At 71.2% G+C, this 23,605-nt stretch carries 20 protein-coding genes, 3 pseudogenes and 2 riboswitches; of the genes and pseudogenes, 9 read left to right on the top strand and 14 right to left on the bottom strand.

The features are described from left to right. Nucleotide 1: 1 nt before the first annotated feature. The 4 genes from ACIRPP_RS09920 to ACIRPP_RS09935 form a co-directional block, all read right to left on the bottom strand. The gene (locus tag ACIRPP_RS09920) at nt 2-598 is read right to left on the bottom strand and encodes a sigma-70 family RNA polymerase sigma factor (protein ID WP_037643109.1); all 597 of its coding nucleotides are present in this window, start codon (nt 596-598) and stop codon (nt 2-4) included. Nucleotides 599-750: 152 nt separating this feature from the next. Beyond that, the gene (locus ACIRPP_RS09925) at nt 751-1,494 is read right to left on the bottom strand and encodes a hypothetical protein (protein WP_164443937.1); all 744 of its coding nucleotides are present in this window, start codon (nt 1,492-1,494) and stop codon (nt 751-753) included. A gap of 139 nt (nt 1,495-1,633) precedes the next feature. Continuing rightward, entirely contained in the window at nt 1,634-2,275 is a 642-nt protein-coding gene (locus ACIRPP_RS09930) for a sigma-70 family RNA polymerase sigma factor (RefSeq protein ID WP_136238325.1), read from the bottom strand. Nucleotides 2,276-2,466: 191 nt separating this feature from the next. After that, nucleotides 2,467-3,171 (bottom strand): hypothetical protein, encoded by a 705-nt coding sequence (locus tag ACIRPP_RS09935; protein ID WP_403639641.1) that lies wholly within the window; start codon nt 3,169-3,171, stop codon nt 2,467-2,469. 254 nt (nt 3,172-3,425) lie between these two features. Between ACIRPP_RS09935 and ACIRPP_RS09940 the strand changes: the two genes are divergently transcribed. Further along, on the top strand, nt 3,426-4,544 hold the full coding sequence (locus tag ACIRPP_RS09940; RefSeq protein ID WP_403640092.1) for an MFS transporter: 1,119 nt from the start codon (nt 3,426-3,428) through the stop codon (nt 4,542-4,544). Next, nucleotides 4,541-5,587 (top strand): sugar ABC transporter permease, encoded by a 1,047-nt coding sequence (locus tag ACIRPP_RS09945; RefSeq protein ID WP_403639643.1) that lies wholly within the window; start codon nt 4,541-4,543, stop codon nt 5,585-5,587. Before ACIRPP_RS09940 ends, ACIRPP_RS09945 begins: the two co-directional genes overlap by 4 nt. Here ACIRPP_RS09945 and ACIRPP_RS09950 read toward each other — a convergent pair. Beyond that, entirely contained in the window at nt 5,584-6,762 is a 1,179-nt protein-coding gene (locus tag ACIRPP_RS09950) for an acyl-CoA dehydrogenase family protein (protein WP_403639645.1), read from the bottom strand. The two genes, ACIRPP_RS09945 and ACIRPP_RS09950, sit on opposite strands and share 4 nt — an antisense overlap. 110 nt (nt 6,763-6,872) lie before the next feature. Here ACIRPP_RS09950 and ACIRPP_RS09955 point away from each other — a divergent pair, with 110 nt between their 5' ends. Together ACIRPP_RS09955 and ACIRPP_RS09960 are read left to right on the top strand one after the other, a co-directional pair. Then, nucleotides 6,873-8,615, top strand: a complete 1,743-nt coding sequence (locus tag ACIRPP_RS09955; protein WP_403639648.1) for a CoA transferase — start codon at nt 6,873-6,875, stop codon at nt 8,613-8,615. Beyond that, nucleotides 8,612-10,297 (top strand): class I adenylate-forming enzyme family protein, encoded by a 1,686-nt coding sequence (locus ACIRPP_RS09960; protein WP_403639650.1) that lies wholly within the window; start codon nt 8,612-8,614, stop codon nt 10,295-10,297. The genes ACIRPP_RS09955 and ACIRPP_RS09960 overlap by 4 nt, the downstream gene beginning before the upstream one ends. Before the next feature lie 65 nt (nt 10,298-10,362). Here ACIRPP_RS09960 and ACIRPP_RS09965 read toward each other — a convergent pair whose 3' ends face one another. Genes ACIRPP_RS09965 through ACIRPP_RS09975 form a run of 3 tightly spaced genes read right to left on the bottom strand, consistent with a single transcriptional unit; the run spans nt 10,363 to nt 12,649 of the window. Next, nucleotides 10,363-11,190, bottom strand: coding sequence for a metal ABC transporter solute-binding protein, Zn/Mn family (locus ACIRPP_RS09965; RefSeq protein ID WP_403639653.1), 828 nt, complete (start codon nt 11,188-11,190; stop codon nt 10,363-10,365). Beyond that, nucleotides 11,148-12,017: a metal ABC transporter permease gene (locus ACIRPP_RS09970; protein ID WP_384669892.1), complete on the bottom strand. Its 870-nt coding sequence runs from the start codon at nt 12,015-12,017 to the stop codon at nt 11,148-11,150. The genes ACIRPP_RS09965 and ACIRPP_RS09970 overlap by 43 nt, the downstream gene beginning before the upstream one ends. Then, nucleotides 12,014-12,649, bottom strand: coding sequence for an ATP-binding cassette domain-containing protein (locus ACIRPP_RS09975; RefSeq protein ID WP_403639656.1), 636 nt, complete (start codon nt 12,647-12,649; stop codon nt 12,014-12,016). Before ACIRPP_RS09975 ends, ACIRPP_RS09970 begins: the two co-directional genes overlap by 4 nt. Before the next feature lie 414 nt (nt 12,650-13,063). After that, nucleotides 13,064-13,257: riboswitch (cobalamin riboswitch) on the top strand. Nucleotides 13,258-13,299: 42 nt separating this feature from the next. On the opposite strand from ACIRPP_RS09975, the gene ACIRPP_RS09980 reads away from it, so the two are divergent. The 4 genes and pseudogenes from ACIRPP_RS09980 to ACIRPP_RS09995 all read left to right on the top strand — a co-directional run. Beyond that, entirely contained in the window at nt 13,300-14,340 is a 1,041-nt protein-coding gene (locus tag ACIRPP_RS09980) for an ABC transporter substrate-binding protein (protein WP_403639659.1), read from the top strand. Between the two features lie 32 nt (nt 14,341-14,372). Beyond that, the gene (locus ACIRPP_RS09985) at nt 14,373-15,401 is read left to right on the top strand and encodes an iron ABC transporter permease (protein ID WP_164333372.1); all 1,029 of its coding nucleotides are present in this window, start codon (nt 14,373-14,375) and stop codon (nt 15,399-15,401) included. Further along, a complete protein-coding gene (locus tag ACIRPP_RS09990; RefSeq protein ID WP_403639662.1) occupies nt 15,398-16,246 on the top strand; it encodes an ABC transporter ATP-binding protein in 849 nt (282 codons plus the stop codon). Before ACIRPP_RS09985 ends, ACIRPP_RS09990 begins: the two co-directional genes overlap by 4 nt. 117 nt (nt 16,247-16,363) lie before the next feature. Next, a riboswitch (cobalamin riboswitch) is annotated at nt 16,364-16,513 on the top strand. Between the two features lie 144 nt (nt 16,514-16,657). Next, nucleotides 16,658-16,867, top strand: a pseudogene (locus tag ACIRPP_RS09995) (acyl-CoA thioesterase); the annotation flags it as partial. 11 nt (nt 16,868-16,878) lie between these two features. Here ACIRPP_RS09995 and ACIRPP_RS10000 read toward each other — a convergent pair. Further along, nucleotides 16,879-17,203 (bottom strand): annotated as a pseudogene (locus tag ACIRPP_RS10000) (transposase); the annotation flags it as partial. A 443-nt stretch (nt 17,204-17,646) separates the two neighbouring features. Here ACIRPP_RS10000 and ACIRPP_RS10005 point away from each other — a divergent pair. Then, nucleotides 17,647-17,745: pseudogene (locus ACIRPP_RS10005) on the top strand (IS3 family transposase); the annotation flags it as partial. A gap of 38 nt (nt 17,746-17,783) precedes the next feature. On the opposite strand, the gene ACIRPP_RS10010 reads toward ACIRPP_RS10005, so the two are convergent. From ACIRPP_RS10010 to ACIRPP_RS10030, 5 genes are read right to left on the bottom strand one after another with little or no spacing between them, the layout of a single operon-like run. After that, a complete protein-coding gene (locus ACIRPP_RS10010; RefSeq protein WP_164333362.1) occupies nt 17,784-18,812 on the bottom strand; it encodes an ABC transporter ATP-binding protein in 1,029 nt (342 codons plus the stop codon). Beyond that, nucleotides 18,809-19,876, bottom strand: coding sequence for an ABC transporter ATP-binding protein (locus ACIRPP_RS10015; protein ID WP_403640095.1), 1,068 nt, complete (start codon nt 19,874-19,876; stop codon nt 18,809-18,811). Before ACIRPP_RS10015 ends, ACIRPP_RS10010 begins: the two co-directional genes overlap by 4 nt. Further along, complete coding sequence (locus ACIRPP_RS10020) at nt 19,876-20,862, bottom strand: ABC transporter permease (RefSeq protein ID WP_164333361.1); 987 nt, start codon at nt 20,860-20,862, stop codon at nt 19,876-19,878. Before ACIRPP_RS10020 ends, ACIRPP_RS10015 begins: the two co-directional genes overlap by 1 nt. Next, nucleotides 20,859-21,803 carry an ABC transporter permease gene (locus ACIRPP_RS10025; RefSeq protein WP_164333360.1) on the bottom strand — a complete coding sequence of 315 codons (945 nt, stop codon included), beginning with the start codon at nt 21,801-21,803 and terminating at the stop codon, nt 20,859-20,861. Before ACIRPP_RS10025 ends, ACIRPP_RS10020 begins: the two co-directional genes overlap by 4 nt. Before the next feature lie 19 nt (nt 21,804-21,822). Further along, entirely contained in the window at nt 21,823-23,562 is a 1,740-nt protein-coding gene (locus tag ACIRPP_RS10030) for an ABC transporter substrate-binding protein (protein WP_164349092.1), read from the bottom strand. Between the last annotated feature and the right edge of the window lie 43 nt (nt 23,563-23,605).

Here is a 23,605-nt window from a genome sequence, read left to right on the forward strand (position 1 = left end):
GTCAGGCCACGGCGGGTTCCGCCAGGTGGCGGGTGACGGACCCGTCCGCCGCCCACTCGGCCAGGGCGGTCCGGGCACGGGACACCCGGGAGCGCACCGTGCCGACCGGGCACCCGCTCAGCTCGGCGGCCTCGGCGTACGGCAGCCCGAGGAGCTGGGTCAGCACGAACGCCTCACGGCGGTCGCCGGGCAGGGAGTCGACCAGCTCCAACAAGGCGATGCCCTCGTCGAAGCCCGGCAGCCCTGTCGGCTGGGCGCGTTCGGCCGCGGCCTGCCAGTCGTCGGTCCATGCCGTACGGGGACGGCACGCGGCGTGTCGCAGGCTGTCGATGACGGTCCGGCGGGCGATCGACAGCAGCCAGGTCCGCGCCGAGGAACGCCCCTCGAACCGGGGCAGTGCCGTCAGGGCGCGCAGGAACGTGTCCTGGGTCAGGTCGTCCGCCGCCTGCGCGTCGTCGGCGAGGTACGTCACGTAGCGGCGTACGTCGCGTTGCAGTGCCCGGACGAAACGGTCGACCGCTTCGCTGTCGCCGCCGGCGGCGGCGAGCGCCCAGGCGGTGACCGTCTCGTCGGTCACGGTGGGCAGGGCAGGGGTCATGGTCCTGTGGTCCTTCCTTCAGTCCCGCGCGCACGGGCCGGGCACGGCACGGGCGCCGTCGGCGGTCGCACGGGTGTTGGGGAGATCCGGCCGCAGGGAAGCGCGGACGGGAGACCGCCGCCGTGTGGAAGGCGGTGGCGGTGATCCGGCTGTCAGACGACAGCGGTCTCCCCGGGAGGCCCCCGGGTGGTGAGGGCTTGGACGAGCAGGAGCTGCCGCAGGCGCCGCCTCGGCCGCGGAGCCGGCCGGAAGGAGGGCCGGGGGGAGGAGGGTGGGCAGAGCACGGCCAGGACCAGCCGCAGCGGTACGAACGCGCGGTCCGCGCAGGCACGGAGCATCTTGAAGACCGCGGTTTCGCCCTGGGCCAACCAGAGTCCGCACAGGACGGCGGCCAGCACGTGGGCGGCCAGCATGCCCCAGGAGGACGAGCCGGCCAGGTGCGTCATGTCGTGGCCCGTCGACGCCATGCTGTGGGCACCGTGAGAGGCCAGGTGATCCGTGGGGTGCAGCCCCGCCGCCACGGCGATGTCGTAGGCCCGGGCAATCCGCTCGGGCGTGGGGGCCGCACCGCAGAGAAAGCGGTCGGCCCATTGCCGAAGGGACTGCGCGTCCCCCGGGGCCGTCGCCATAACCGGCCGGTTGCCGGACTGCGCGAGCGTGAAGGCGATGTGCAGGCAGGTCTGGACGACGACCGTCAGACCGGCCACCGTACGACGGCGGCGCTCGTGGGCCCCGAAAGCCCAGCCGACGGCACCGACCGCGAAGGTGCCGGAGAGGAGCACCCACCAGGGCAGCCCCTCCCCCGACATCAGCACGTGGCCGAGGGCGGCGAGCACCACGCAGACGGCCGCGAACACCGCGGCCCGCAGCACACGCAGAAACCCACCGGCGGACATGGCGCCCCATCCTGGCACTCGGTGGACGAACGCCGACACCGGGGATGCCACCCGACCGGACCGCGGCCGAGAACGAGTCCCGCACGGCCCGGTCGCGGGGCTCCTCGGCGGCCGACACCGAGTCGCTCAGAGCGCCCGGTCAGTTCGGAGCTCCCACCGGGTCGGCTCGTTCCGCGTCGTGCAGTAACTGCATCAGTGCGGCACGGGCCCGGGCGACCCGGGAGCGGACCGTACCGATCGGGCAGCCGCTGAACTCGGCCGCCTCCGCGTAGGGAAGGCCGAGGAGTTGGGTGAGGACGAACGCCTCACGGCGTTCGGCGGGCAGCGCATCCAGCAGTTCGGCGAGAGCGATGCCGTCGTCGAAGCCGGGCAGACCGCGCTCCTGGGCGCGTTCGGCGGCTGCCTGCCAGTCGTCGGTGTCGGCGAGACGCGGCCGGGCGGACGCGTGCCGGTAACTGTCGATCACCGCGCGTCGGGCGATGGACAGCAGCCAGACGCGGGCGGAGGAGCGGCCCTCGAAACGGTGCAGGCTGCCCAGGGCCCGCAGGAAGGTGTCCTGAGCCAGGTCGTCGGCGGCTTGGGGGTCTGCGCCGAGATACCCGACGAAGTGCCGGACGTCTCTTTGGAGGGCGCGAACGAACTTCTCGACGGCTTCCGGGTCACCACCGCGGGCAGTGAGCGCCCAGGCCGTTATCAGCTCGTCGGCCGACTTGCGTTCCTCAGGTGTTCTCGTGGGGTGCGGAGTCCTGTCGCATGCGGCAGGAGGAGCGGGACTGATCACCTGGTGTCCTTTTCGGGGATCCGGAGGGCCGGCACGCGGACATCCGGAGACCGGACCGGGCGGCTCGGGGCGCACGGCGGATCCGGTGTGGGCAGGGGGTGGCAGGAGTACGCCTGTACTGCGGCGCACTCCTGGTGCCCGAAGCCGTTCGGGCGTGAGAGGCCCGGGACGGTGTCGGGGAACCGGCCGTCTCAGAGGACAGCGGTTCCCACGGGCGGACCCCGGGAAGTGATCGCGTACACCAGGAGCAGCCGGCATGGACTGCGGTCCGTGCGGCCACGGCGCAGGACGACGCCTGGGCGGCGCGGAGGTGCCGGGAGGGCGAGGAGCAGCCGCAGCGGAGCGGCCAGCCGTCCGGCGACGGCCCGCAGGATGCGGAAGGCCGCGCGTTCGCCGTGCGCGAGCCACAGGCCGCTCAGCAGCGCGGCCAGCACGTGGGCGGCGAGCATGCCCGTGGGGGACATCCCGCCACTCATGATGTGGCCGATTCCCGTCGCCGGGTCCATGGCCTCCGTCGGCTCCACGGCGGATCCGTCATGGGTCATGAAGTGCATGGCGTGACCGGTGTGCGCCGTGGAGGCCATGTGATGCGTGGACGGCGTGCCGTGAGCCGTACCGCTCGCGGACATCGACGACGTCGACAGTTCCTGCGCGTAGGAGAACCACTCGTGCAGCGCCGACTGAGCGGCCACCACGACGGAGGAGACGAGGAGGAGCCCGCGTTCCCGGCCGGCCAGGCACCACGCAGTCCCGCCGCACGCGACCACCGCGACGGCGAGGGCCCACCAGGGCACGGAGGCGCCCGACATCATGACGTGCCCCAGGGCGGCGAGCAGCACGCAGACGGCCGCGAACACCGCGGCCCGTGTCGTGCGGAGACCTCCCCCAGCACCCATGGCGGCTCATCCTTGCATTTCCGGCGCACCGTCTTGAGCGAGTACGAGAAGTTCCCGGACCTGCGACTCAACCCGCCCCCGGTGATTCATGTCACGCCAACCTGCGGGAACCCAAGGAGAGTTGCACTCGACTGCCTCCCCAAGGAGGTGCGTCTGTGACGACGGGACGGACAGAACAGGCCGGGCGGAACGGGGCGGGGCCGGCGACCGGGGAAGGAGCGACAAGGGCTCTGACCGCGCTGCTGACGTGTGCCATGGCCTTCTCGATGATGCAGTTGTTCCTGCTCGGGGCCCTCGGCCCGCGGCTCGTGGCGGACCTCGGCGTCTCACCGACGGTGCTCGGGCTGACGACCACCGTCGGGTTCGCCACGGCGGCCGTGCTCTCCCCGGCCGGCGGCCGGGTGGTGGACCGGGTGGGGCCCCGGCGCTGCCTGATGGCCCTGCTCGCCGTGGCCGCGGTCGCGCTGGCGCTGATCGGAACGGCTCCGGGCTCCGGGTTCCTGCTGGCCGCCGTCGCGCTCGGCGGACTGCCGCAGGCGCTGGCCAACCCCGCCACGAACAAGGCGATCCTCGCCGCCGTACCACCTGCCCGGCGCGGCTCGGTGACCGGCACGAAGCAGTCGGGGGTACAGCTGGGGGCGTTCACGGCCGGACTGCCGCTCGCGGCGCTGGCCGGTCTCACCGGATGGCGGGGCGCCGTCTGGACCGCCGCGGGCGCCGCGGCGGTGGCCGCCGTGTGGGCGGCACGTACGCTGCCCGCCGACCCGCCCGCGAAGTCCACGCCGGCCGTCTGGGTACCGCGCGGGACGACCGCGTGGCTGATGGTGTTCTCGCTGCTGCTCGGCTGCGGGATCGCCTCGGTCAACACCTACCTGTCACTGTACGGCACCGAGCGTCTGGGGCTCGGTCCCACGGCTGCGGGGGCGCTGGTGGCCGTGCTGGGCGTGTCCGGGATCGCGGGCCGGCTGGGCTGGTCGAAGGTGGCGGGGCGGCCCGACCGGGCGGTCCGGCTGCCGGGCTCGCTCGCTGTGGGAGCGGTGGCTGCGGCCCTGCTGTTGGCGGGCTCGTCGTCCGCTCGCCCGCTGGTGTGGGTGGCGGCCCTGGCCGTCGGGGTGTTCGCCGTGGCGGCGAACGCGGTATCGATGGTCCTCGTCCTGCAGCGCGCGGAGCCGGGACGGGCGGGCCAGGACTCCGCGCTGGTCTCCGCGGGCTTCTTCGCCGGGTTCGCGGTCGGCCCACCGGTGTTCGGAGTACTGGCCGAGGCGGGCCGGTACGGAAGCGGGTGGCTTCTCGTGGCGGCCGAGTTCGCGGGGGCCGGGGTGGTGGCGTTGCTGTGGTCCGTGCGGGAACGCCGGTCGGGCGTGCTGTCATGAAGGCACGCCCGGACGGGGACGCTCCCCCGTCCGAGGACCGGCGGGCGGGCCGCGTGAAACCGGGCCCGGCACCCGGCTGGGCCGCTCCGGCGCTCGACTCCGTCCTCGCCAGGGTCGCCGTCACCCGCGCCGAAGTCGGCGACCGGTTCCCCCTCTACGCGGACCCGGGCACCGGCGCGTGGAGGACGACGGCGCGCGGCTCCTGGACCGGCGGCTTCTGGGCGGGGCTGCTGTGGCTGCGCGCCCGGCACACCGGCGATCCCTCGGACCGGGAGGCCGCACGGGCGTGCACGGCCCGCCTGGCCGACTGGGCCGGGGCGGACACCTCCACCCGGGGCCTGATCCTCTGGTACGGCACCGTCTTCGCCGACGACGGGGAGCGGATCCGGTACCAGGGCGCGCGTGCCTGCCGGGACTCCTTCGATCCGGAACTGGGTCTCGTGCCGTGGGGTTCGGCGTTCGGCGGGCCGCGGCTGACGGCCCGTGTGGACGGCGTCCCCGGCATGGTGCCGTTGCTGGCCACGGTGGACGTGGAGGCCGCCCGCTCCCATCTGCGCCGGCACCTCGACCTGTGCCTCGGGAGCCGACCGTCCTCCTGGTCGTGGCTGCACGCCGAGGCGACCGGCTGGACCGCCTGTGCCGACCCGTCACCGGGCTGGAGCCGTGGTCCGGCGTGGCTGCTGCTCGCCCTGGCCGAAGGCGCCTGCCTGCCGGACGGCGACTCGTTCGCCGCACTCGCCGACACGTCGGCGCCGGCCTCTCCCGTGCCGCTCGCCGACACCGCTCACCCCAGCGGCCCCCTCGACACCTCCGCCGCCGCCATCACCGCGCTGGCTCTGCTGCGACTGGGACGCCGGGACCGGGCCGTCGGTGTCCTCGAAGTGCTGGTCGACCGACATCTGACCGCCGACGGGCGCCTCCTGGACGGCTGTTACGACCTCCCGGCCGGAACAGCCGTCCGGCACGAGCTGATCTGGGGCGACTTCTTCCTGGCCTACGCCCTCGCGGAACTCACCGGCCAGGTGGCCGGTGGCACCGGCTAGAGCCGCTCCGTACGCAGCACTCGTCGCGCCACGGAGGTGATGTGCAGTTCGTCGGGGCCGTCGAGGACGCGGGCCGCGCGCCCTGTACGGAACAGCGCGGGGAGTGCGGTGTCCGGGCCGAGTCCCGCCGCGCCGTGTACCTGTATCGCCGCGTCGGCCACCTGTTGGAGCGTGCGGGCCGCGGCGACCTTGGCCAGCCCCACTTCCACATGGGCGTCGGCGCCCGCGTCCAGCCGGGACACGGCCTGGTGGACCAACGGCCGGGTCGTCCGCAGGGCGAGCAGTGACTCGAAGACGTGGCGCTGGACGAGTTGCAGGTCGCCGAGCGGGCCGCGGGAGCGGGAGCGGGTGACGGCACGTTCCCGCATGAGGTCGAAGGCTCGGCCGGCCTGGCCGAGCCAGCGCAGGCAGCGCAGGGTCCGGCCGAGCTGGAGCCGTTCGGCGGCGACGGCGAGGGCCTTGCCGCGTTCGCCGATCAGGTGGTCGGCGTCCACCGCGACCCCGTCGAGTGCGATCTCCGCCTGCCCGGCGGCGCCGAGCACGGGCAGCTCGCGCACCACCCGGAAGCCGGGAGCGGCGGTCGGGACCAACAGCAGGGACAGACCGTCCCGCTCCGGGGGCCGCCCGTCCGTGCGCGCGAGGACGGTGACGAGGTCCGCGGCGTCGCCTCCGCTGACGAACCACTTGCCTCCCGTCAGCCGCCAGCCGTCCTCGGTCTCGGCGGCGCGGGTGGCGGTGAGGAACGGGTCGGTGCCGGGGGCGTCCGGCTCGGTCATCGCATAACTGGCCCGCAACTCCCCCGCGACCAGCGGCGCGAGGTAGCGCTCGCGTACGCGCGGGCTGCCGTGTCGCGCCAGCATGAGCGCGTCCAGCAGGGAAGCCGAGCCGAGGGCCGCCGGTCCGTGGTCGCTGGCGCCCTCCGCCTCCGCGACATGGGCGTACGAGCGCAGTCCGAGCCCCTGACCGCCCAGTTCGACCGGAAGGGGCAGTGCCCACAGGCCCTGTTCCTTCGCCTCCCGGCGCAGCCGGTGCAGCGTCCGGGCCGCGTCCGGGCCACCGCTGTCCAGGACCCGTTCGCAGGGCACGACCCGGGCGCGGACGAAGTCCGCCACCCGGTCCTTCAACTCCCGTACCTCCGGCGGGCACTGCGGGTCACCGAGCGTCTCGTCCAGCACGTCTCCCCCACCTTTCAGGGAACTCCGGCTCTCGCCGGTCCGACTGTCTGTTCGTGGAACCGGTCGGGGGTGATCGCCCCCGGGTTCCCGCGCGTCAGGAAAGGAGAGGCATGGCACCACCAGCCACACCGGCCATCGCGCAGACGTCCCGGCCCCTCGACGGACTGCGTCTGGAAGCCTCGGGCCCACCGGGACCGGCGGACGGACTCGTCGCGGAGCACCTGCGGCTGCTCGGCGCGGAGGAGACCGGGCGCTCCGGCGAACGCACGACACTCGTCGGACCGGAGGGCGGCGGCATCACCGCCCACGTGACGTGGGGCGACCTGGCCGTCGACGAGGCGACCGCGCAGGCGGCGACGGGCATCATGGCCGTGCACGGCCGCCGGGACGGGTCGCCTCGCGGGCTCGCCGCCGACTACGCCGCCACCGCAGCCGGTGTCCTGACCGTGCAGGGCCTGCTGGCCGGGCTCCTCGCCCAGGCGCGCGGCTCACGAGTGACGAGTACCGAGGTGAGCGTCGAGCGGGCCGGGCTGCTCGCCGTCTCGCAGTACCTCGCCGCGGCCGGGGCGGAGGAGGCCGAGGCCGCGGAGACCGCACCGGGCGGCCCGCCGTTCACCTCCGCCGACGGGGTCGTCTTCGAGCTGGAGACGCTCGATCCGGGCGCGTGGGCCGCTTTCTGGCGCACCCTCGGCGCACCGGCGGACGCGGTACGGCACGGCTGGCGGCCCTTCCAGTTCCGGTACGCCACGGCCTGCGCGCCCTTTCCGCAGGAGCTGCACGCCGCGACCCGCGGCCACGGCTGGGAGCGCGTCCGGGAAGCGGCCCGGTCCTCCGGAGCCGAGGTGTGCGCCCTGCACCCGCTCACCGAACGGGCCGTCGAGTACGACGGGGCTCCGCCCTGGAAGCTGACGGCGCACGAGGCGTCGTACTCCGGATCCGGTGCACCACCGCCCGTCGACGCCCCGCTGGCCGGGCAGACCGTCCTGGAGGCCGGGCGCCGGATCCAGGCGCCGCTCACCGCGCATCTGCTGGGACTGCTCGGCGCCGAAGTGGTGCGGATCGAACCGCCGGGCGGTGACCCGCTGCGCGGCATGCCGCCGACCTGCTCGGGGGTCTCGGCCCGCTGGCTCGCCCTCAACCGGGGCAAGAAGGCCGTCGAGGTGGACATCAAGTCCGCCGCGGACCGCAAGCGGCTGCGCGCGATGGCGGCGGACGCCGACGTGTTCCTGCACAACTGGGCGCCCGGCAAGGCCGCCGCGCTCGGCCTGGACCACGAAGACCTGTCCGCCGCCAACCCCGCGCTCGTCTACGCGTACACCAGCGGCTGGGCCGACCGGCTGCCCGGAGCGCCGATGGGCACCGACTTCATGGTGCAGGCCCGCACCGGAGTGGGGGAGGCGGTGCGACCCACCGACGAGCCGCCCGTGCCGTCCCTGATGACACTGCTCGACGTACTCGGGGGGCTCCTCGGGGCCGAGGCCGTCCTCGCGGGGCTGCTGCTGCGCCAGCGCACGGGAGCCGGTGTGCGGGTGGACTCGTCCCTGCTCGGGGCGGCCGACGTACTGACCGCGCCGGCCCGGACCCGTGCGGCCCGGGGCCTCGACCCGCGCCGGCCGGCTGGATTCCGCCGGCCCGTGCCCACGGCCGACGGCTGGATCGCGCTGCCCGACCACGCGGCGCGCCCGTACGACGTGCGTCACCTGTCCGCGGCACAGGCGCTGGAGCGGCTGCATGAAAGCGGCACGGCCGCCGTCCCGGTCGTCACCGACCTCGCCGGCCTGCTCTCCTCCGGCCCGATCAGCCGCGACGCGCACGGCTCCCCCGCCGTTCCCGCCCCCTGGAGGTTCGCATGACCGTCGCCCTGCACGACCTGCTGCCCGCCACGCTGCGCCGTACCTGGGCCGTGGAGGGGACCTGCCCCGACCTGGATCTCTACAGCCTCTACCGTGCCCGTCAGATCGCCGACCCGCACCGTACGGCGGTCCTCGACGGCAAGGGGAAACTCTGTTACACCGCTCTGGACCGCAAGGCCCGATGTCTGGCCGCCGGGCTCTCCGGCCTCGGGATACACACCGGTGACGTCGTCGGCGTCCAACTGCCCAACGGCCGCGACGCCGTCATCGCGGACCTCGCGCTCGCCGCCCTGGGCGCCGTCGTGCTGCCCTTCCCGGTCGGGCGCGGACGGCGCGAGGCGGCCTCGCTGCTGCGCAGATCGGAGGCGGTCGCGGTGATCGCGGCAGCCGAGCACCGGGGCAACCACCATGCGGCCGACCTGCTGGCGCTGACGGATGAACTGCCCGCCCTGCGTACGGTCGTCTCCGCCGGGCCGGCGGGCACCGCACCGCAGGGAGCCGTCCCGCTGTCGGCCCTGATGCGCACCGACCCGAAGACGTTCGTGCCGGCCCGCCCCGATCCCGACACCGCCGCCCGCATCCTCGTGTCCTCCGGGTCGGAGTCCGAGCCGAAGATGGTGGCCTACTCGCACAACGCCCTGGCCGGCGGCCGGGGCAACTTCCTCGGCTCCCTCATCCCCGACGGGCGCCCACCGCGCTGCCTCTTCCTGGTGCCGCTGGCCTCCGCCTTCGGCAGCAACGGCACCCCGGTCACCCTCGCCCGGCACGGCGGAACCCTGGTCCTGCTCGACCACTTCACCCCCGAGGCCGCCCTGGAGGCACTCGCCGGACACGAACCGACCCATGTCCTGGGTGTACCGACCATGATCCGCATGATGCTCGACCGGATCGCGGAGGGCGGGCACGGGACGTTCACTCCACCGACGGCCGTGGTCGTCGGCGGCTCACCACTGGACGAGGCCACCGCGACCGAGGCCCGCCTGGCCTTCGGCTGCCCGGTCGTCAACCTCTACGGCTCCGCCGACGGCGTCAACTGCCACACCGGGCTGACGCACGGCTCCCCCGACGGCGACGGACGGCCCGGCATCGCCGCGGGACAACCCGACCCCCGGGTCGCCGACATACGGATCGCCGTCCCCGGCACCCGTGAGCTGCGGGAGGTCAGCGGGGGCACGGTCGGTGAGATCGTCGCCCGTGGCCCGATGACACCGCTGTGCTACGTCGCCGCCCCCGACCTCGACACCCGCTACCGCACCGAGGACGGCTGGGTGCGCACCGGGGACCTCGGTCTCATCGACGACGACGGCACGCTCCGGGTCGTCGGACGGCTGAAGGACGTGGTGATCCGGGGTGGTGCGAACATCAGCCCCGCCGAGGTCGAGGTCGAACTGGCCGCGCACCCGGCGGTCCGGGACGTGGTCTGCGTCGGCGTGCCCGACCCGCTGATGGGCGAGCGGCTTGCGGCCTGCGTCGTGCCCAGGGACGAGGCGGCGCCCACGCTGGAGGAACTGTGCGCCCACCTGGACACGCGAGGTCTGGAACGACGCAAACACCCTGAGCGCCTGCTGGTGCTGAGTGAGCTGCCCCTGACGCCGGCCGGCAAGCCGGACCGGGCGGTACTGCGGGAACGGTGCACGCCCCAGGCGGAGCGACAGCAGCAGCCCTTGGCTTCGGCCGGCTGACCCGCCGGACGACAAGGGCCGCTCGGAGTGTTCCCCGAGCGGCCCTTGTCGTCCGGTGCCTCGGATCAGGAGGCGTTCATCGCCTTCTCCAGCGTCGTCGCCGCGTTCTTGTAGACGGTCAGCAGATCCAGGTCCTTGTCCGGGTAGTTGACGATTCCCACCTGGCGCGCGCCCGAGTCGGGCAGCACGGTGCCGGCCGTCATGTGCACGTTGTCGAGCACCAGTTGCGGCTTCTTCTTGGACAGGTCGGACAACTGCTCGGCCGTCACGGCCTCGGGTCCGTACATGCCGACCACCTCGGCCCCGGCCAGCTTCGCCGACCAGGCGGAGTAGACCTGGGCGACGACGGTGGGCGCCTTGCCGTCCGGCCAGGCGCTCTTGAGGTCCTTCTGCAGCTTGCCGTACTCGGTGTCGAACGAGGTGATCCACCCGGCGGCGGTGTCCTCGGTGCCGAACATCTTGCCCAGCCGGGTCATCTCGGCCTTGGCCTTGTCCGCGTCGTTGTCGAGGTTGACCTCGACCAGTTCGGCGTCTCCTCCGGCGGCCTCCTTGAACTTCTCGGCGTACGGCTCGAAGGGGGCGTACAGCACGAAGTCGGCGTCCGCCACGGCCGCGAGATCGGAGGGTTTCGGGTCGTAGTCGGGGGCGTGCTGCACCGACTCCGGCACGATGACCGTGACGTCCTCGGCACCGGCGGCCTTGGCGAACGCCCCTTCCCAACTGGTCGTGGCGACCACGACCGGGCCGGTGCCCTTCCCCGCCGCGTCCGCGTCCGCGTCGGACGAGGAGGACGACGTGTCGCTTTCCCCACCGCAGCCGGTGGCCGTCAGCAGGAGGACCGCGCTGAAGCTCAGTGCGAGGAGGGGAGTGATGCGGACGCGGGTGCGCGCCATGAGCTGATTCTCCGTTCGGGTACGAGATGGACGGCGAGGACGACCACGCCGGCCGTGAGGACGAGGACGGGACCGGGCGGCCAGTCGAACCGGAGTGCGACCAGGAACCCGGTCAGGTTCACGACCACACCGATGCCGACCGCCCACACGGTGATGGACAGCAGGGAGCGGCCCAGCCGCCGGGCGGCGAGGGCCGGAAGAAGCGTCAGCGCGTCGACGAGGAGGGCGCCGGTGAGTTTGATGGCCCCGGCGACGGACACCGCGACCAGGACCAGCAGCACGAGGGTGAGCCGGTCGACCCGCACGCCCGAGGACAGGGCGAGTTCACGGTCGTAGAGGAGGAGCGCGATGTCTCTGCGACGCCACCAGAAAAGAGCCGGTACGACGACGGCCAGCACGACGAGCAGCCACAGGTCGGCGGTACCGACCGAGAGGATGGACCCCCAGAGCAGGGAGAAGGCGCCCGCCGCGTTGACGCCGGAGACGGCCAGCACGAGCAGGGCGGCGGCGATCGCCAGACTCATCAGCAGACCCATGGCACCTGACAGACCGTCCGGGGTACGGGCCAGCGGAGCGACTCCGGCGCCGGCGAGCGCGCAGGCCACCAGCGCACACAGCATGGGATCGAGCCCGGTCAGCAGAGCAACGGCGATGCCCAGGAGTGCGACATGCATCATCGCGAACCGCACCGGCATGATGTCGAGGCCGACGATGACGACACCGATCACCGGCAGTCCGACCGCGGCCACCAGCAGGGCGACACCCGCCCGTTGAACGGGCACGAGCTGCAGGAGCTGACCGACGTCGGCCGCGGCCAGGACGCTCACCGGACCTCCCGCAGACGTCCCGCGGCCATCTCCAGCACCCGGTCGCAGCGCTCGGCCAGAGCCCGGTCGTGGGTGACGACCACGACGGTCACCGGCAGGGAGAGCAGGACGTCGGCCGCCTCCTCCTGACCGGAGAAGTCGAGGGCGGCGGTCGGCTCGTCGGCGAGCAGGACGCCCGCCCCGGCCGCCACACAGCCGACCGCCCGCGCCAGGTACATACGCTGAAGCTGACCACCGGACAATGTGTGCAACGGCCGGTCGGCGAGATGCCCGACCCCGAGCTTGCCGGCCGCCTCCGCCGCCTCGGCACGCGCACCGCCGCTGGCCAGCAACTCGCTTGCCAGCAAGGGAAAACGTCCGGTCGCCGGCTTCTGCGGGATCCACGCGCACGCCCGTCGCCGCCACGCCCACTCGGCAGCACTCCCGGTGTCCCGGCCACCCACCAGGATCCGGCCCGCGACATGCCGGTGCAGCCCCAGAACAGCACGCAGCAACGTGGTCTTGCCCGACCCGTTGGTACCGGTCAGCGCCACCCGTTGCCCGCGCACGACGTCGAGATCGACGTCGCGCACGGCCTCGACCCGGCCGTGCCGGCACACGACGCCCGACATCCGGACATCCAGCCCTTCCATGCCACCTCCCTGCCTCCTCACAGCAGTCGGACGGGAGAGACGGACGGTTCCCGGGCGGGGCGAAGGATCCGCGACGGCAGCGGACTTGGCTTCCCGGACGGGCCGCGGCGCGTTCGGCCCGCGATGGCGGGGCTCGGGAATTGCGGCGCCATGGGCGCCGGACGGTGCTGGTCGAGAAGACGGTCACGAGCAGGACGTCATACAACCGCTGCGGTCGGGGGTCCGGCAGACCTGGCCCGCGCCGCGGTGGCCTTTGTCCCCTTCGGCCGACGCCTGGGGACTCGCATGGCCGAACCAGCGCCGGAGAAGCCACTGGGAGCGGCGGCCACCTGAGGGGAGCGCGCCTCGGCCCGGCGGGCACCGCAGACGGGCAGGTCGGACCACATGGGTAAGGCTGTGGTAGCTTCCGGACGCCAGTCGAACTCGTGGGCGTGTCCGTACACGTGCACGGGTCAGGGAATCCGGTGAGAGTCCGGAACTGACGCGCAGCGGTGAGGGTGACGGGCGGGGCAGCGAAGCCACTGGACGACGGTTACGGCCGGGTCCGGGAAGGCGTCCCGCCGGGGTGATCCCGAGTCCGAAGACCTGCTGGCACCCGATCGTCCGCACGGACCCCGCGTATGGGTCCCGACGCCTAGGAAGCCGCAACCGTGCACTTGTCACGTCCCGCCCATTGTTCCGTCCTGCTCCTGACCGGGGCCCTGCTGCTCACCGCGTGCGGTTCCGGCTCCGACTCCGGCTCGTCCCCGAAGTCCGGCGGCTCGGATGCAGGAGCCGTCACGTTCGACAACTGCGGGCAGAAGGTGACGGTCGAGGCTCCGCCGAAGAGGGCTGTGTCCCTGAACCAGGGCACCACCGAGATCCTGCTCTCCCTCGGCCTCGCCGACCGCGTGGTGGGAACCGCCACCTGGACCGACCCGGTCATGAAGGGACTGGAGAAGGCCAACGCCAAGGTGCCCCGGCTCGCCGACAACCAGCCGTCGTTCGAGCGAGTCCTGGACACCGAACCGGACTTCGTCGCCTCCTCCTTCACCTCCACCCTGAGCAAGGGCGGGGTGGCCTCCCGCGAGAAGTTCGAGGAGCTCGGCGTACCGACGTACCTGTCACCCGCCGACTGCGAGGGCAAGGACAACAGCGGCGACGGCGACGGCTCACGGACCAAGCCCCTGACCATGGAGACGGTCTACCGCGAAGTACGGGAACTGGCCCGGGTCTTCGGCGTGGACGAGCGGGGCGAGAAGCTCGTCGCCCGGCTGAAGAGCCGGGTGACGAAGGCCACGGCGGGGATCCGCGCCGAGGACACCACCGTCCTGTACTGGTTCGCGAACCAGGAGTCCCCCTACATGGCGGGCTGCTGCGGCGCGCCCGGCATCATCACCCACGCGCTCGGCGCGCAGAACGTCTTCGACGACAGCACGCAGGAGTGGCCCCAGATCAACTGGGAGACCGTCGCCGACCGCGATCCCGACGTGCTCGTCATCGGCGACCTCACGCGCAAGTCGCAGACCGCCGAGTCGGCCGCGAAGAAGATCGCGTTCCTGCAGTCGAACCCGGCGACGAAGAACATGAAGGCGGTGAAGGAGAAGCGGTACGTCGTGCTCAGCGGGCAGGCCATGAACCCGACGATCCGTACCGTCGAGGGCGTGGAGAAGGTCGCCGCGGCGCTGCGCGAGTACGGGCTCGCCGGATGAGAACCGCCCTGCGGTCCTCCCCGGTCCGCCCCATGCGGGGTGCCGTCCGGGTGGTGCGCGTCGTCGCCGGCCTGGGCGCCGGGCTGGCGGTGCTCACCGCGTCCGTCGCCGTGGCCATCACCATCGGTCCGGCGGACATCGCGGTGGGCGACGTGTGGTCGGTGATCGCCTCCCACCTGGGCTGGGGTTCGACGGATCTCACGCCGATCCGCGAGGGCATCGTGTGGAACCTGCGGCTGCCTCGCACCCTGCTCGCCGCGGTGTGCGGGGCCGGACTCGCCGTGTGCGGCGCGGTGATGCAGTCCCTGCTGCGCAACCCCCTCGCCGATCCCTTCGTCCTGGGCGTCTCCTCCGGTGCGTCGACCGGCGCCGTCGCCGTGATCGTCCTCGGCGCCGGCGGCGGCGTCCTGACCGTCTCCGGCGGCGCCTTCGTGGGCGCCCTGAGCTCGTTCGCTCTGGTGCTGCTCCTCAGCCACACCCTCGGCGGGACGACCGACCGGGTGGTCCTGTCCGGGGTGGCCGCGATGCAGTTGTTCTCCGCCTTGACCTCGTTCGTCGTGACGACGGCGGCCGACGCGGAGACCACCCGGGGCGTGCTGTTCTGGATGCTCGGCTCGCTCAGCGGGGCCGGCTGGACCGAAGTGGGGCTCTGCGCGGCCGTCCTGGCGCTCGCCCTCGTGCTGTGCCTCGGCTACGCACGCACCCTGGACGCCTTCGCCTTCGGCCAGAACGCCGCGGCCACGCTCGGGGTGTCCGTCGCCCGGACCCGGTTGGTGCTGCTGTGCGTGACCGCGCTGCTGACCGCCGCGCTGGTCAGCTCGGCGGGGGCGATCGGCTTCGTCGGCCTGGTCCTGCCGCACGCCGCCCGCGCCCTCGTCGGCCCGGGGCACGCCAGGCTGCTGCCGGTCACCGCGCTCGCCGGGGCGGTGTTCCTGGTCTGGGCCGACACCCTGGCCCGTACCGTCCTCGACCCCCAGGAGGTGCCGGTGGGCGTGGTCACCTCACTCGTCGGTGTTCCGGCGTTCGTCCTGGTCCTGTACCGCACGAGGAGGATGCGATGACGACCGGCACCGAGCGGCGGGACGCCGGTACCCGGCCGCCCGGCCGTGGACAGGCACCCGCCGGGCCGCACACCCTCGCTGCCGACCGCGTGAGCCGCACCCTCGACGGGCGGCTGATCGTCGACGGTGTGAGCCTCACCCCCCGGCCCGGCTCCGTGACCGGGGTGCTCGGCCCCAACGGCTCCGGCAAGTCGACGCTGCTGCGGCTGCTGTCCGGCGTCCTCGCCCCCGCCTCCGGCATCGTCACCCTCGACGGGCGTCCCCTCGGCGACTGGGGCCGCCGCGCCGTGGCCAGGCGCGTTGCCGTCGTCGAGCAGCACTCCGACACCCTCGTCGAGCTGACCGTTCTCGACGTCGTACGCCTCGGCCGCATCCCGCACCGACGCGCTTGGACCCCCGCCACCGCGGCCGACGAGGAAGCCGTGCGCAGCGCCCTTGAGCGCACCGGCCTCACCGGCCGCGCGGACCAGCCCTGGCACACGCTCTCCGGCGGCGAGCGCCAGCGCGTGCAGATCGCCCGCGCCCTGGCCCAGGAACCGCGCGAGTTGCTCCTGGACGAACCCACCAACCACCTCGACATCCAGCACCAGCTCGACTTGTTGAAGCTGATCGTCGAACTCCCCGTCACCAGCGTCGTCGCCCTGCACGACCTGAACCTGGCGGCCATGTACTGCGACCAGGTCGTCGTCCTCAGGGGCGGCCGGGTGGTCGCTGCCGGAACCCCGGGCGACACATTGACCGAGCCCTTGATCGCCGACGTGTACGGCGTACGCACCGAGGTCACCCGCTCCGGCCCGGGCGACCGGCCGCACATCCGCTTCCTGGGCACGGTGGCAGCGAACTGAGGGCGGCCCCAGGCCCCGAACGACGAGACGCGGCCCGTAGGATCGCGCGCGCAGCTGGTTCGCCCCGCCCTCCCCCATAGCCCTGAAGGCATGGGGCCCCCACGGCAGGGCGTCGTGAGAGGGAACCCGGTGGGACACCGGGACTGCCCCGCAGCGGTGAGCGGAAACGACCGCCGTCATACGCACTGGGTCCGACGTACCGGGCCTGGGAAGCGACGGCCGGCAGGAGCCTCGTACGACGAGACGTGCCCGCGAGTCCGAAGACCTGCCACCTGCCCGCGCACCCGTACTCGCATGCGGTTCCGCCCTTGTCCCGACTCGCGAAGGAGAGTTGACGTGGCCGACCGACATGCCACCCTGCCCACCGACACGAAGCACCCGGCCGCATCACGGGTGACGCTCGCGCACATCATGAGCGAACACGACACCAACCTGTACGGCACCATCCACGGCGGAGTGGTGATGAAGCTGATCGACGACGCAGCTGCGGCTGCCGCCGGACGACACGCCCACGGGCCCCCGGTGACCGCCTCTGTCGACGGGATGGCGTTCCTGGCCCCGGTACGTGCCGGCGATCTACTCACGGTGCACGCCGAGCTCGAACGCGCGGGAAGGACATCCCCATCGTGTTGTCAAGCCGCAACCGTGACGGGAGGTGAACTTTGATGGCACTGACCGTCACGGATCATGGCCCACAGGACGTTGAGGCGACGGCGTGCGAGCGCGAGCAGGGCCTGCTTGTGTCCCCTCCCCTCGCTCCGCTTGCGCCGGTAGTACGTCTTGGAGGCCGGGCAGGCCGGCCATCGCCGAGAGGTACATGGCCCACAACAGTCCGCGATGGTAGCGGCGGGGTCTGCGCAGGTTGCCGCCGACGCGGCCGGAGTCACGGGGCTGCGGAGCCAGAACGGCGAAACCCGCCAGGCGGTCGGCGCTGCCGAAGACGTCCATGTCTCCGCCGTGGTTGAGGTCGACCGCCCAGAGCACGTCGGTGGATATCGCCAGGACATCGCCAATGAGTTCCAGCAGTTCAGACCCGTCGTTCTGGACGCGGCGGGACAGCAGCCGGTCGCCGTCCGTGTTGATCACCAACACGGTCACCTCCGCCGGCTCGTCGTCACGTCAACCCAGCGGACGACCTCGCCGACGTTGGCCTATGCAGCGATCGAGTCACGTCTCCCAATGGGCGGTCGAGTCGTCGCGGGGCCCGGGGCGGCCATGTCTATCGAACCCGGAGCAGTTCAGTGAGCCTGGACCCCACCGGCAAGGACCAGGCCCGCTGGACCATGCCCTGGAAGACCGCCCTGAACGCCTTCGACATCACCTTCGACGGCCGCCTCTCCGCAGCCCGTCAGTCCCCCCAACCGCCCTGGTTGCACCGCTCGTTTCAGACCCCGGTGAGGGCCAGGAGGATCTGGCGGGAACTGAACCGTCAGGGCCACGAGGTAGCCCGCTGCACCGTCGAACGCCTCATGCGCGAGACCGGGATCACCGGCGCCGTGCACCCGGTCTTCATATCCCTTGGTGACATACGCAGGTTTCACTGGATCTCGGGGAAGTGACAAGCCGCCTTACGCATTCCCGAGCCGACAACCTGCAGAGAAGGCTGTTCGGTGCGGCAGACCGGCTGTGCCTTCGGGCAACGTGGGTGGAAGCTGCAGCCCGTCGGGGGCGCGGCCGGACTGGGCGGGTCGCCCAGAAGAATGATCCTCTCTCTACGACGCTCCTGTGCGGGATCGGGCAGCGGTACAGCCGAGAGCAGCGCACGGGTGTAGGGATGGGCCGCCGCAGTGTAAACCTCGTGCTTGTCACCGATCTCGACGATACGACCGAGGTACATCACCGCCACCCGGTCGCATACCCGCTTGACGACAGACAGATCGTGCGCGATGAAGAGGAAGGCCAGGTCGAGCTCGCGTTGAAGACGTTCCATCAGGTTGACCACTTGGGCTTGCACGGAGACGTCGAGCGCCGAGACGGGTTCGTCGGCGATGACGAGGCGGGGTCCGGTGGCCAGGGCTCGCGCGATGCCGACGCGTTGCGCCTGGCCTCCGGAGAACTGGTGCGGGTAACGGTCCAGATGTTCATCGCCGAGGCCCACCATCGCCAGCAGTTCCGCGGCCCTCAGCCGTGCGGCCCGTGCGGAGGAGCCCTGGACCAGCAAGGGTTCGGCGATGATACGGGCGATGGTCTGCCGGGGGTTGAGGGAGGCATAGGGGTCTTGAAAAATGATCTGCAGACGCCGGCGTACAGGCCTCAGTTCACGCGATGAGGCGTGTGTGATGTCCCGCCCCTCGAACTCGACTGTGCCGGCAGTGGGTTCCAGGAGACGCACAAGCATGCGTCCGGTAGTGGACTTCCCGCATCCGGACTCACCGACCAGGCCGAGCGTTTCGCCCCTCGCCAGGTCGAGGTCCACCCCGTCCACTGCTCGGACCGGAGCGGCGGCCCGGCCCCGGACGCGGCGGCCCGGGAAGGCTTTGGTCAGCCCGCGGACGGACATCAGGGGCGTCTCGACGGCAGCGGTCCGTTCCTCTGGACTCTGGGAGTCTCGTCGAGCATGGATCATCGGGTCTTCTCCTCCTGATCGTCTTCGCTGTGAGGCAGGGCGGGTCGGGGCCTCACGGCGGGGAGCAAGGGCAGGTGGCAGGACACCGATCGGCCGGAAGAGTGCTTCTGTGGCCGGGGCCGTTCCCCTGTGCAGCGGGCGCGGACCAGTTCTTCAGCTCTTTCTGCCTGAGGGCAACGAGGGGCGAAGGGACAGCCGGATATCGGGGCGGCAAGTGAGGGCGGACTGCCGGGGATGACGCGTAGCGGTGCATCATCGGGATCGTCCAGGCGCGGCAAGGATTCCAGCAAGCCGCGGGTATAGGGATGGGCAGGTCGCAGGAAGAGGTCATCGACCGGAGCTTGTTCAGCGGCCCGGCCGCCGTACATGACGAGCACGTCGTTGGCGACACGCGCCACCACGCCCAGGTCGTGGGTGATCATCAGGACGCCCAGCCGCCTCTCCTGCTGCACTCTTGCGATGAGTTCGAGGATCTGAGCCTGGACGGTGACGTCGAGCGCGGTGGTGGGTTCGTCGGCGATGAGCAGGTCCGGTTCGCAGGACAGGGCCATGGCAATCATGGCGCGCTGGCGCATGCCGCCGGAGAACTGGTGAGGGTACTCACCTGCCCTGCGGGCAGGCTCGGGTATGCCGACCTCACCGAGCATGTCCACAGCTTGTCGGCGAGCGGCTCGCCTGCGGGTGCCGAAGTGGTGCCGATGGGCCTCGGCGATCTGTTCGCCGACTGTGTAGGCGGGGTGCAGCGCGGACAGAGGGTCCTGGAAGACCATGGCCATCTTCCGCCCTCGCAGCCGGCTGAACTGATGATCAGTGAGAGGAAGCAGTTCCTGTCCGGCCAAGGTGATCGATCCACTGACCTGTGCCCGTTGGTGCAGGCCCATAACGGCCAGTGAGGTGACCGACTTACCGGAGCCGGACTCTCCCACGAGGCCCAGGGTGCGGCCCGCTTCGACAGTGAAAGAGACCCCATCGACTGCCTGGACCGTGCCGGCGGGGGTGTCGAAGGCGACCTTCAGGTCACGCACGCGCAGCAAGGGCACGCCGGGCTCAGTGGTGGACGGCATCATTTCCTCACCCTGGGGTCGATGACGGCGTACAGCAGGTCAATGACGACGTTGGCTGCCACGATGAAGAACGCGGCCAGGAGGGTGACGCCCAGGACAACGGGCTGATCGGAGCGCTGCAGAGCATCGTAGAAGAGGCGGCCGACGCCGGGGATGCCGAAGATGGACTCGGTGATGACGGCACCGGCGAGCAGGGCTCCGAGATCCATGCCGAAGATGGTGATCACCGGCATCATGGCGGAGCGCAGGCCGTGTTTGATCACTACGACGCGGCGTGGCATGCCCTTTGCCCGGGCAGTGCGGATGTACGGCTGTGTCATGGCCTCGATCATGGAGCTGCGGCTCTGGCGGGCGTACATCGCTGCGTAGAGGAGGGCCAGGGCGGTCCAGGGGAGCAGAAGGTTGGCCGCCCATCCGAACGGGTCGCTGCTTATCGGGATGTACGTGGGATACGGCAGGAGCCCTCCGATCCGGACCAGCCCGTAGATGAGCATGACCGCGGTGAAGTAGACGGGGAGGGAGGCGGTGGCCACGGCGCCTACCATCAGCGTCCGGTCGAGCAGTCCGCCTTTTTTGAGTGCGGCGGTCACCCCTGCGCCCAGTCCCAGGACGAGCCACATGCAGGCGGCGCCGAAAGCCAGGGAGGCGGAGACGGGGAGACGGTCCATCAGCAGGCTCCACACCGGCAGGGCGTTTTCGTAGGAGTAGCCCAGGCACGGGAAACCGCAGTGGATGGTGTGAGGGCCGCTGCCCAGGTCCCGGCCGGCGAAGATGCCGGTGAGGTAGTCACCGAACTGACGCCAGACGGGCTGATCGAGTCCCATGAAGTGACGTACCTCTGCGAGTCGTTCGGGACTGCATGTCTTGCCGCAGGCGGCAGCGGCGGGGTCGGCTGGGAGGAGATAGAAGATGACGAAGGTGACTGCGCAGATGGCGAGCAGCACCCCAGCCACGCCAAGAGCCCTGCGCGCCAGGTAGACGATCATTGCCGGCCTCCCTGGGGGTCGAGGATGTCGCGCAGTCCGTCGCCGAGCACGGTGAAGGCGAGGACGGCGAGAAAGAGGAAGGCGCTGGGGACGAGGAAGTACATCGGGTCCGTCTCGTAGTATGCGACGGCCTCGGCGATCATCTGGCCCCAAGATGACGTGGGTGGGCGTACTCCTACACCGAGGAAGCTGAGGGCCGCCTCGGTGCTGATCATGCCGGGGATCAGGAGGGTGGTGTAGGCGATGATGGGGCCGGCGATGTTGGGCAGCACCTGCCGGGTGAGGATGCGCCATGAGCCGGATCCGCAGGCGCGCGCGGCTTCGACGTACTCGCGGTGGCGCAGGGCCAGGGCTTCGCCGCGCACCACCCGAGCGATGCCGGGCCATCCGAAGACGCCGATGACGACTGTCATCAGTACGACACGGTTGACGTCCTGGGCGACGGACATCATCGCGATCATGAAGATGAGCGAGGGGAAGGACATGGTCAGGTCCATCAACCTGCTCAGCACGGTGTCGATGCGGCCGCCGAAGTAGCCTGCCACGATTCCTGCGGCGGTGCCCACACCGACGACGATCGCGGTGGCGGCGAATGAGATCAGCAGGGAGACCTGGGCGCCGTGCACCACTCGTGCGAACAGGTCGCGACCCGTGACCGGTTCCACGCCGAGCCAGTGCTCGGCGCTGATGCCGCCGAGGGGCCCCCGGGGCATCCCGCCGAGATAGGGGTCGATGGCATCAGGGTCGAAGGCGGTGGGTGACCATCCGCCGAGGCGGCTGAGGAGTGGTGCCGTGAGGGCGATCAGGACCAGGAGCGCGGTGGTGGCCAGGGCGATGCGGCTGCCCTTGTTCCGGCAGAGCCCTCGCCAAGTGGTCCGCCAGAGGTTGTCGGGCAGTGGTGCCGTGCCGGTCTGCACGGGAGTGTTGAGCGGAAGGGTCATTGCGGTTCGTCCGTGTCTCTCAGTCCCGGCTCTTTGCCGGGTCCTTGAGTCCGATCACCGCGAAGTCGAACTGTCCGGTCCAGGCCGCGTGTCCGAAGGCGCCTGCGATGTTGTCGCCGACCAGCAAGGGCTTGCGTTCCCACAGCAGGGGAACGGCCGGGGACTTGCGCTGGATCACGGGGTCGAGGTCGATCCATGCCTGGTTGGCGCTTGCGGCGTCGGACATCTCGGCGATCTCGTCCATGCGCTTCTGTACGGCTTCGTCGCGGAACTGGGAGACGTTGCCCTGGTTTCCCTTCTCCTTGATGGTTCGGCCGTCGAACACGAAGGGCAGGAAGGTGGAACCAGAGGGGTAGTCGGGACACCAGCCGCTGATGACCATGTCCGGGGCGTTCTTGGTGTCGCCGATGGTGTCGTAGTACACCGAGGGGTCGACGGTCTGGATCTTCAGACGGACATCGATCCGGGACAGGCTCTGCTGAAGTGCCTCAGCACGGGTCTTGTCCCCGGTCGAGACGGTGATGGTCGCGGAGAAGCCCGCAGGCTTGCCCCCCTCGGCGAGGAGCTTCTTGGCGCGGTCCACGTCCCCCGTGTCCGATGTGCCGTAGACCGGGTCAGCGACCTGATTGCCGGTCAGAGCCGGTGGGAGGTAGCCGGTTGCGACGTCGTTGAGGGCTGGTCCGCCGTTGGCAGTCACCTGTGCCTGCTTGTCGACGGCGTACTGCATTGCCTGTCGCAGCTTGAGGTTGTCGAAGGGCGGGCGAGAGGTGTTCAGAGCGAGCATGTCGGTGCAGCCGGTCCGTTCGGCAGACAGCCGTTTCTTGATCTCCGGCCTGGTGAGTACCTTGGAGATGCTGGACGGCTGCATGTCGGACCACTCGACCGCGGATGCGTCGGCTCCCTGGCTGGCGATGATCCGGTCATCGATCTGGCCGCCCTTCAGTCCCTGGACCACGACGATCCGGTCGGGGTAGGCCTTGCGTACCGGATCGGTGCCAGGGTCCCAGTGGGGGTTGCGGACCAGGACCAGCTTCTTGCCACGCGCATAGCTGTCGATCTTGTAGGGCCCCGAGGAGAAGGGGCGCAGGTCGTACTGGACACCCTTCTCCTGTGACTGGGGAACGGGAGAGAAGGTGGGCAGCGTGACCGTGTAGGAGAACTCGGCGACCGGTCTGCGCAGCGAGAAGACGATGGTGCGGTCGTCGGGGGTCCTGATCGAGTCCAGGTGTTTTCCTTGCAGCGGCCCGGCGTATCCCTCGACATCAGCCAGGTACTGCTGGGCGTAATCGGGGCCTCCCGCGAGGTCCGGGGCGAAGGAGCGCTCCACGTTGTACTTGATGTCGCGGGCCTTGATGGGGGTGCCGTCCTCGTACTTGAGGCCGGGCTTGAGTGTGAAGGTCCAGGTCCTGCCCCCGTCGGAGGACCTGCCCAGGTCGGTGGCGAGGTCGGGGACGATCTCGCTCCCCTTCTCCCCCGGTTCGGCCTTGAACGTGGTCAGGGTGCGGTACAGCAGCCGGGTGCCGAAGTCCATGGTGGGCATCACCCAGTTGCGTGCGGGGTCGAGGTGGGCGAAGTCCTGATTGGACAGCACGGTGAGGGTGCCGCCCTTCTTCGGGGTACCGCCGATGACGGTTCCGGTCGTGAAGTCCGGCCGGTTCGCCTTGGAGTCGTGGCCTGCCTGATCGGTACAGGCACCCACGACGACGAGGGACAGGGAGGCGCCGAGGGATGCGGCCAGGACGCGAGCGTTGCGGATCATGTGCCACTCCTTGCTGGAGGCGGTGGGAAGCACCGACACCTAT

This window comes from Streptomyces sp. NPDC101219, from assembly GCF_044767675.1.
Taxonomy (GTDB): Bacteria; Actinomycetota; Actinomycetes; order Streptomycetales; family Streptomycetaceae; genus Streptomyces.

Bases quoted from the DNA above. Each gene is read 5' to 3' on its own strand.
- ACIRPP_RS09920 (WP_037643109.1), bottom strand. From the start codon at position 598: ATGACCCCTGCCCTGCCCACCGTGACCGACGAGACGGTCACCGCCTGG.
- ACIRPP_RS09925 (WP_164443937.1), bottom strand. From the start codon at position 1,494: ATGTCCGCCGGTGGGTTTCTGCGTGTGCTGCGGGCCGCGGTGTTCGCG.
- ACIRPP_RS09935 (WP_403639641.1), bottom strand. From the start codon at position 3,171: ATGGGTGCTGGGGGAGGTCTCCGCACGACACGGGCCGCGGTGTTCGCG.
- ACIRPP_RS09940 (WP_403640092.1), top strand. From the start codon at position 3,426: ATGGCCTTCTCGATGATGCAGTTGTTCCTGCTCGGGGCCCTCGGCCCG.
- ACIRPP_RS09945 (WP_403639643.1), top strand. From the start codon at position 4,541: ATGAAGGCACGCCCGGACGGGGACGCTCCCCCGTCCGAGGACCGGCGG.
- ACIRPP_RS09955 (WP_403639648.1), top strand. From the start codon at position 6,873: ATGGCACCACCAGCCACACCGGCCATCGCGCAGACGTCCCGGCCCCTC.
- ACIRPP_RS09960 (WP_403639650.1), top strand. From the start codon at position 8,612: ATGACCGTCGCCCTGCACGACCTGCTGCCCGCCACGCTGCGCCGTACC.
- ACIRPP_RS09965 (WP_403639653.1), bottom strand. From the start codon at position 11,190: ATGGCGCGCACCCGCGTCCGCATCACTCCCCTCCTCGCACTGAGCTTC.
- ACIRPP_RS09975 (WP_403639656.1), bottom strand. From the start codon at position 12,649: ATGGAAGGGCTGGATGTCCGGATGTCGGGCGTCGTGTGCCGGCACGGC.
- ACIRPP_RS09985 (WP_164333372.1), top strand. From the start codon at position 14,373: ATGCGGGGTGCCGTCCGGGTGGTGCGCGTCGTCGCCGGCCTGGGCGCC.
- ACIRPP_RS09990 (WP_403639662.1), top strand. From the start codon at position 15,398: ATGACGACCGGCACCGAGCGGCGGGACGCCGGTACCCGGCCGCCCGGC.
- ACIRPP_RS10010 (WP_164333362.1), bottom strand. From the start codon at position 18,812: ATGATCCATGCTCGACGAGACTCCCAGAGTCCAGAGGAACGGACCGCT.
- ACIRPP_RS10015 (WP_403640095.1), bottom strand. From the start codon at position 19,876: ATGCCGTCCACCACTGAGCCCGGCGTGCCCTTGCTGCGCGTGCGTGAC.
- ACIRPP_RS10020 (WP_164333361.1), bottom strand. From the start codon at position 20,862: ATGATCGTCTACCTGGCGCGCAGGGCTCTTGGCGTGGCTGGGGTGCTG.
- ACIRPP_RS10025 (WP_164333360.1), bottom strand. From the start codon at position 21,803: ATGACCCTTCCGCTCAACACTCCCGTGCAGACCGGCACGGCACCACTG.
- ACIRPP_RS10030 (WP_164349092.1), bottom strand. From the start codon at position 23,562: ATGATCCGCAACGCTCGCGTCCTGGCCGCATCCCTCGGCGCCTCCCTG.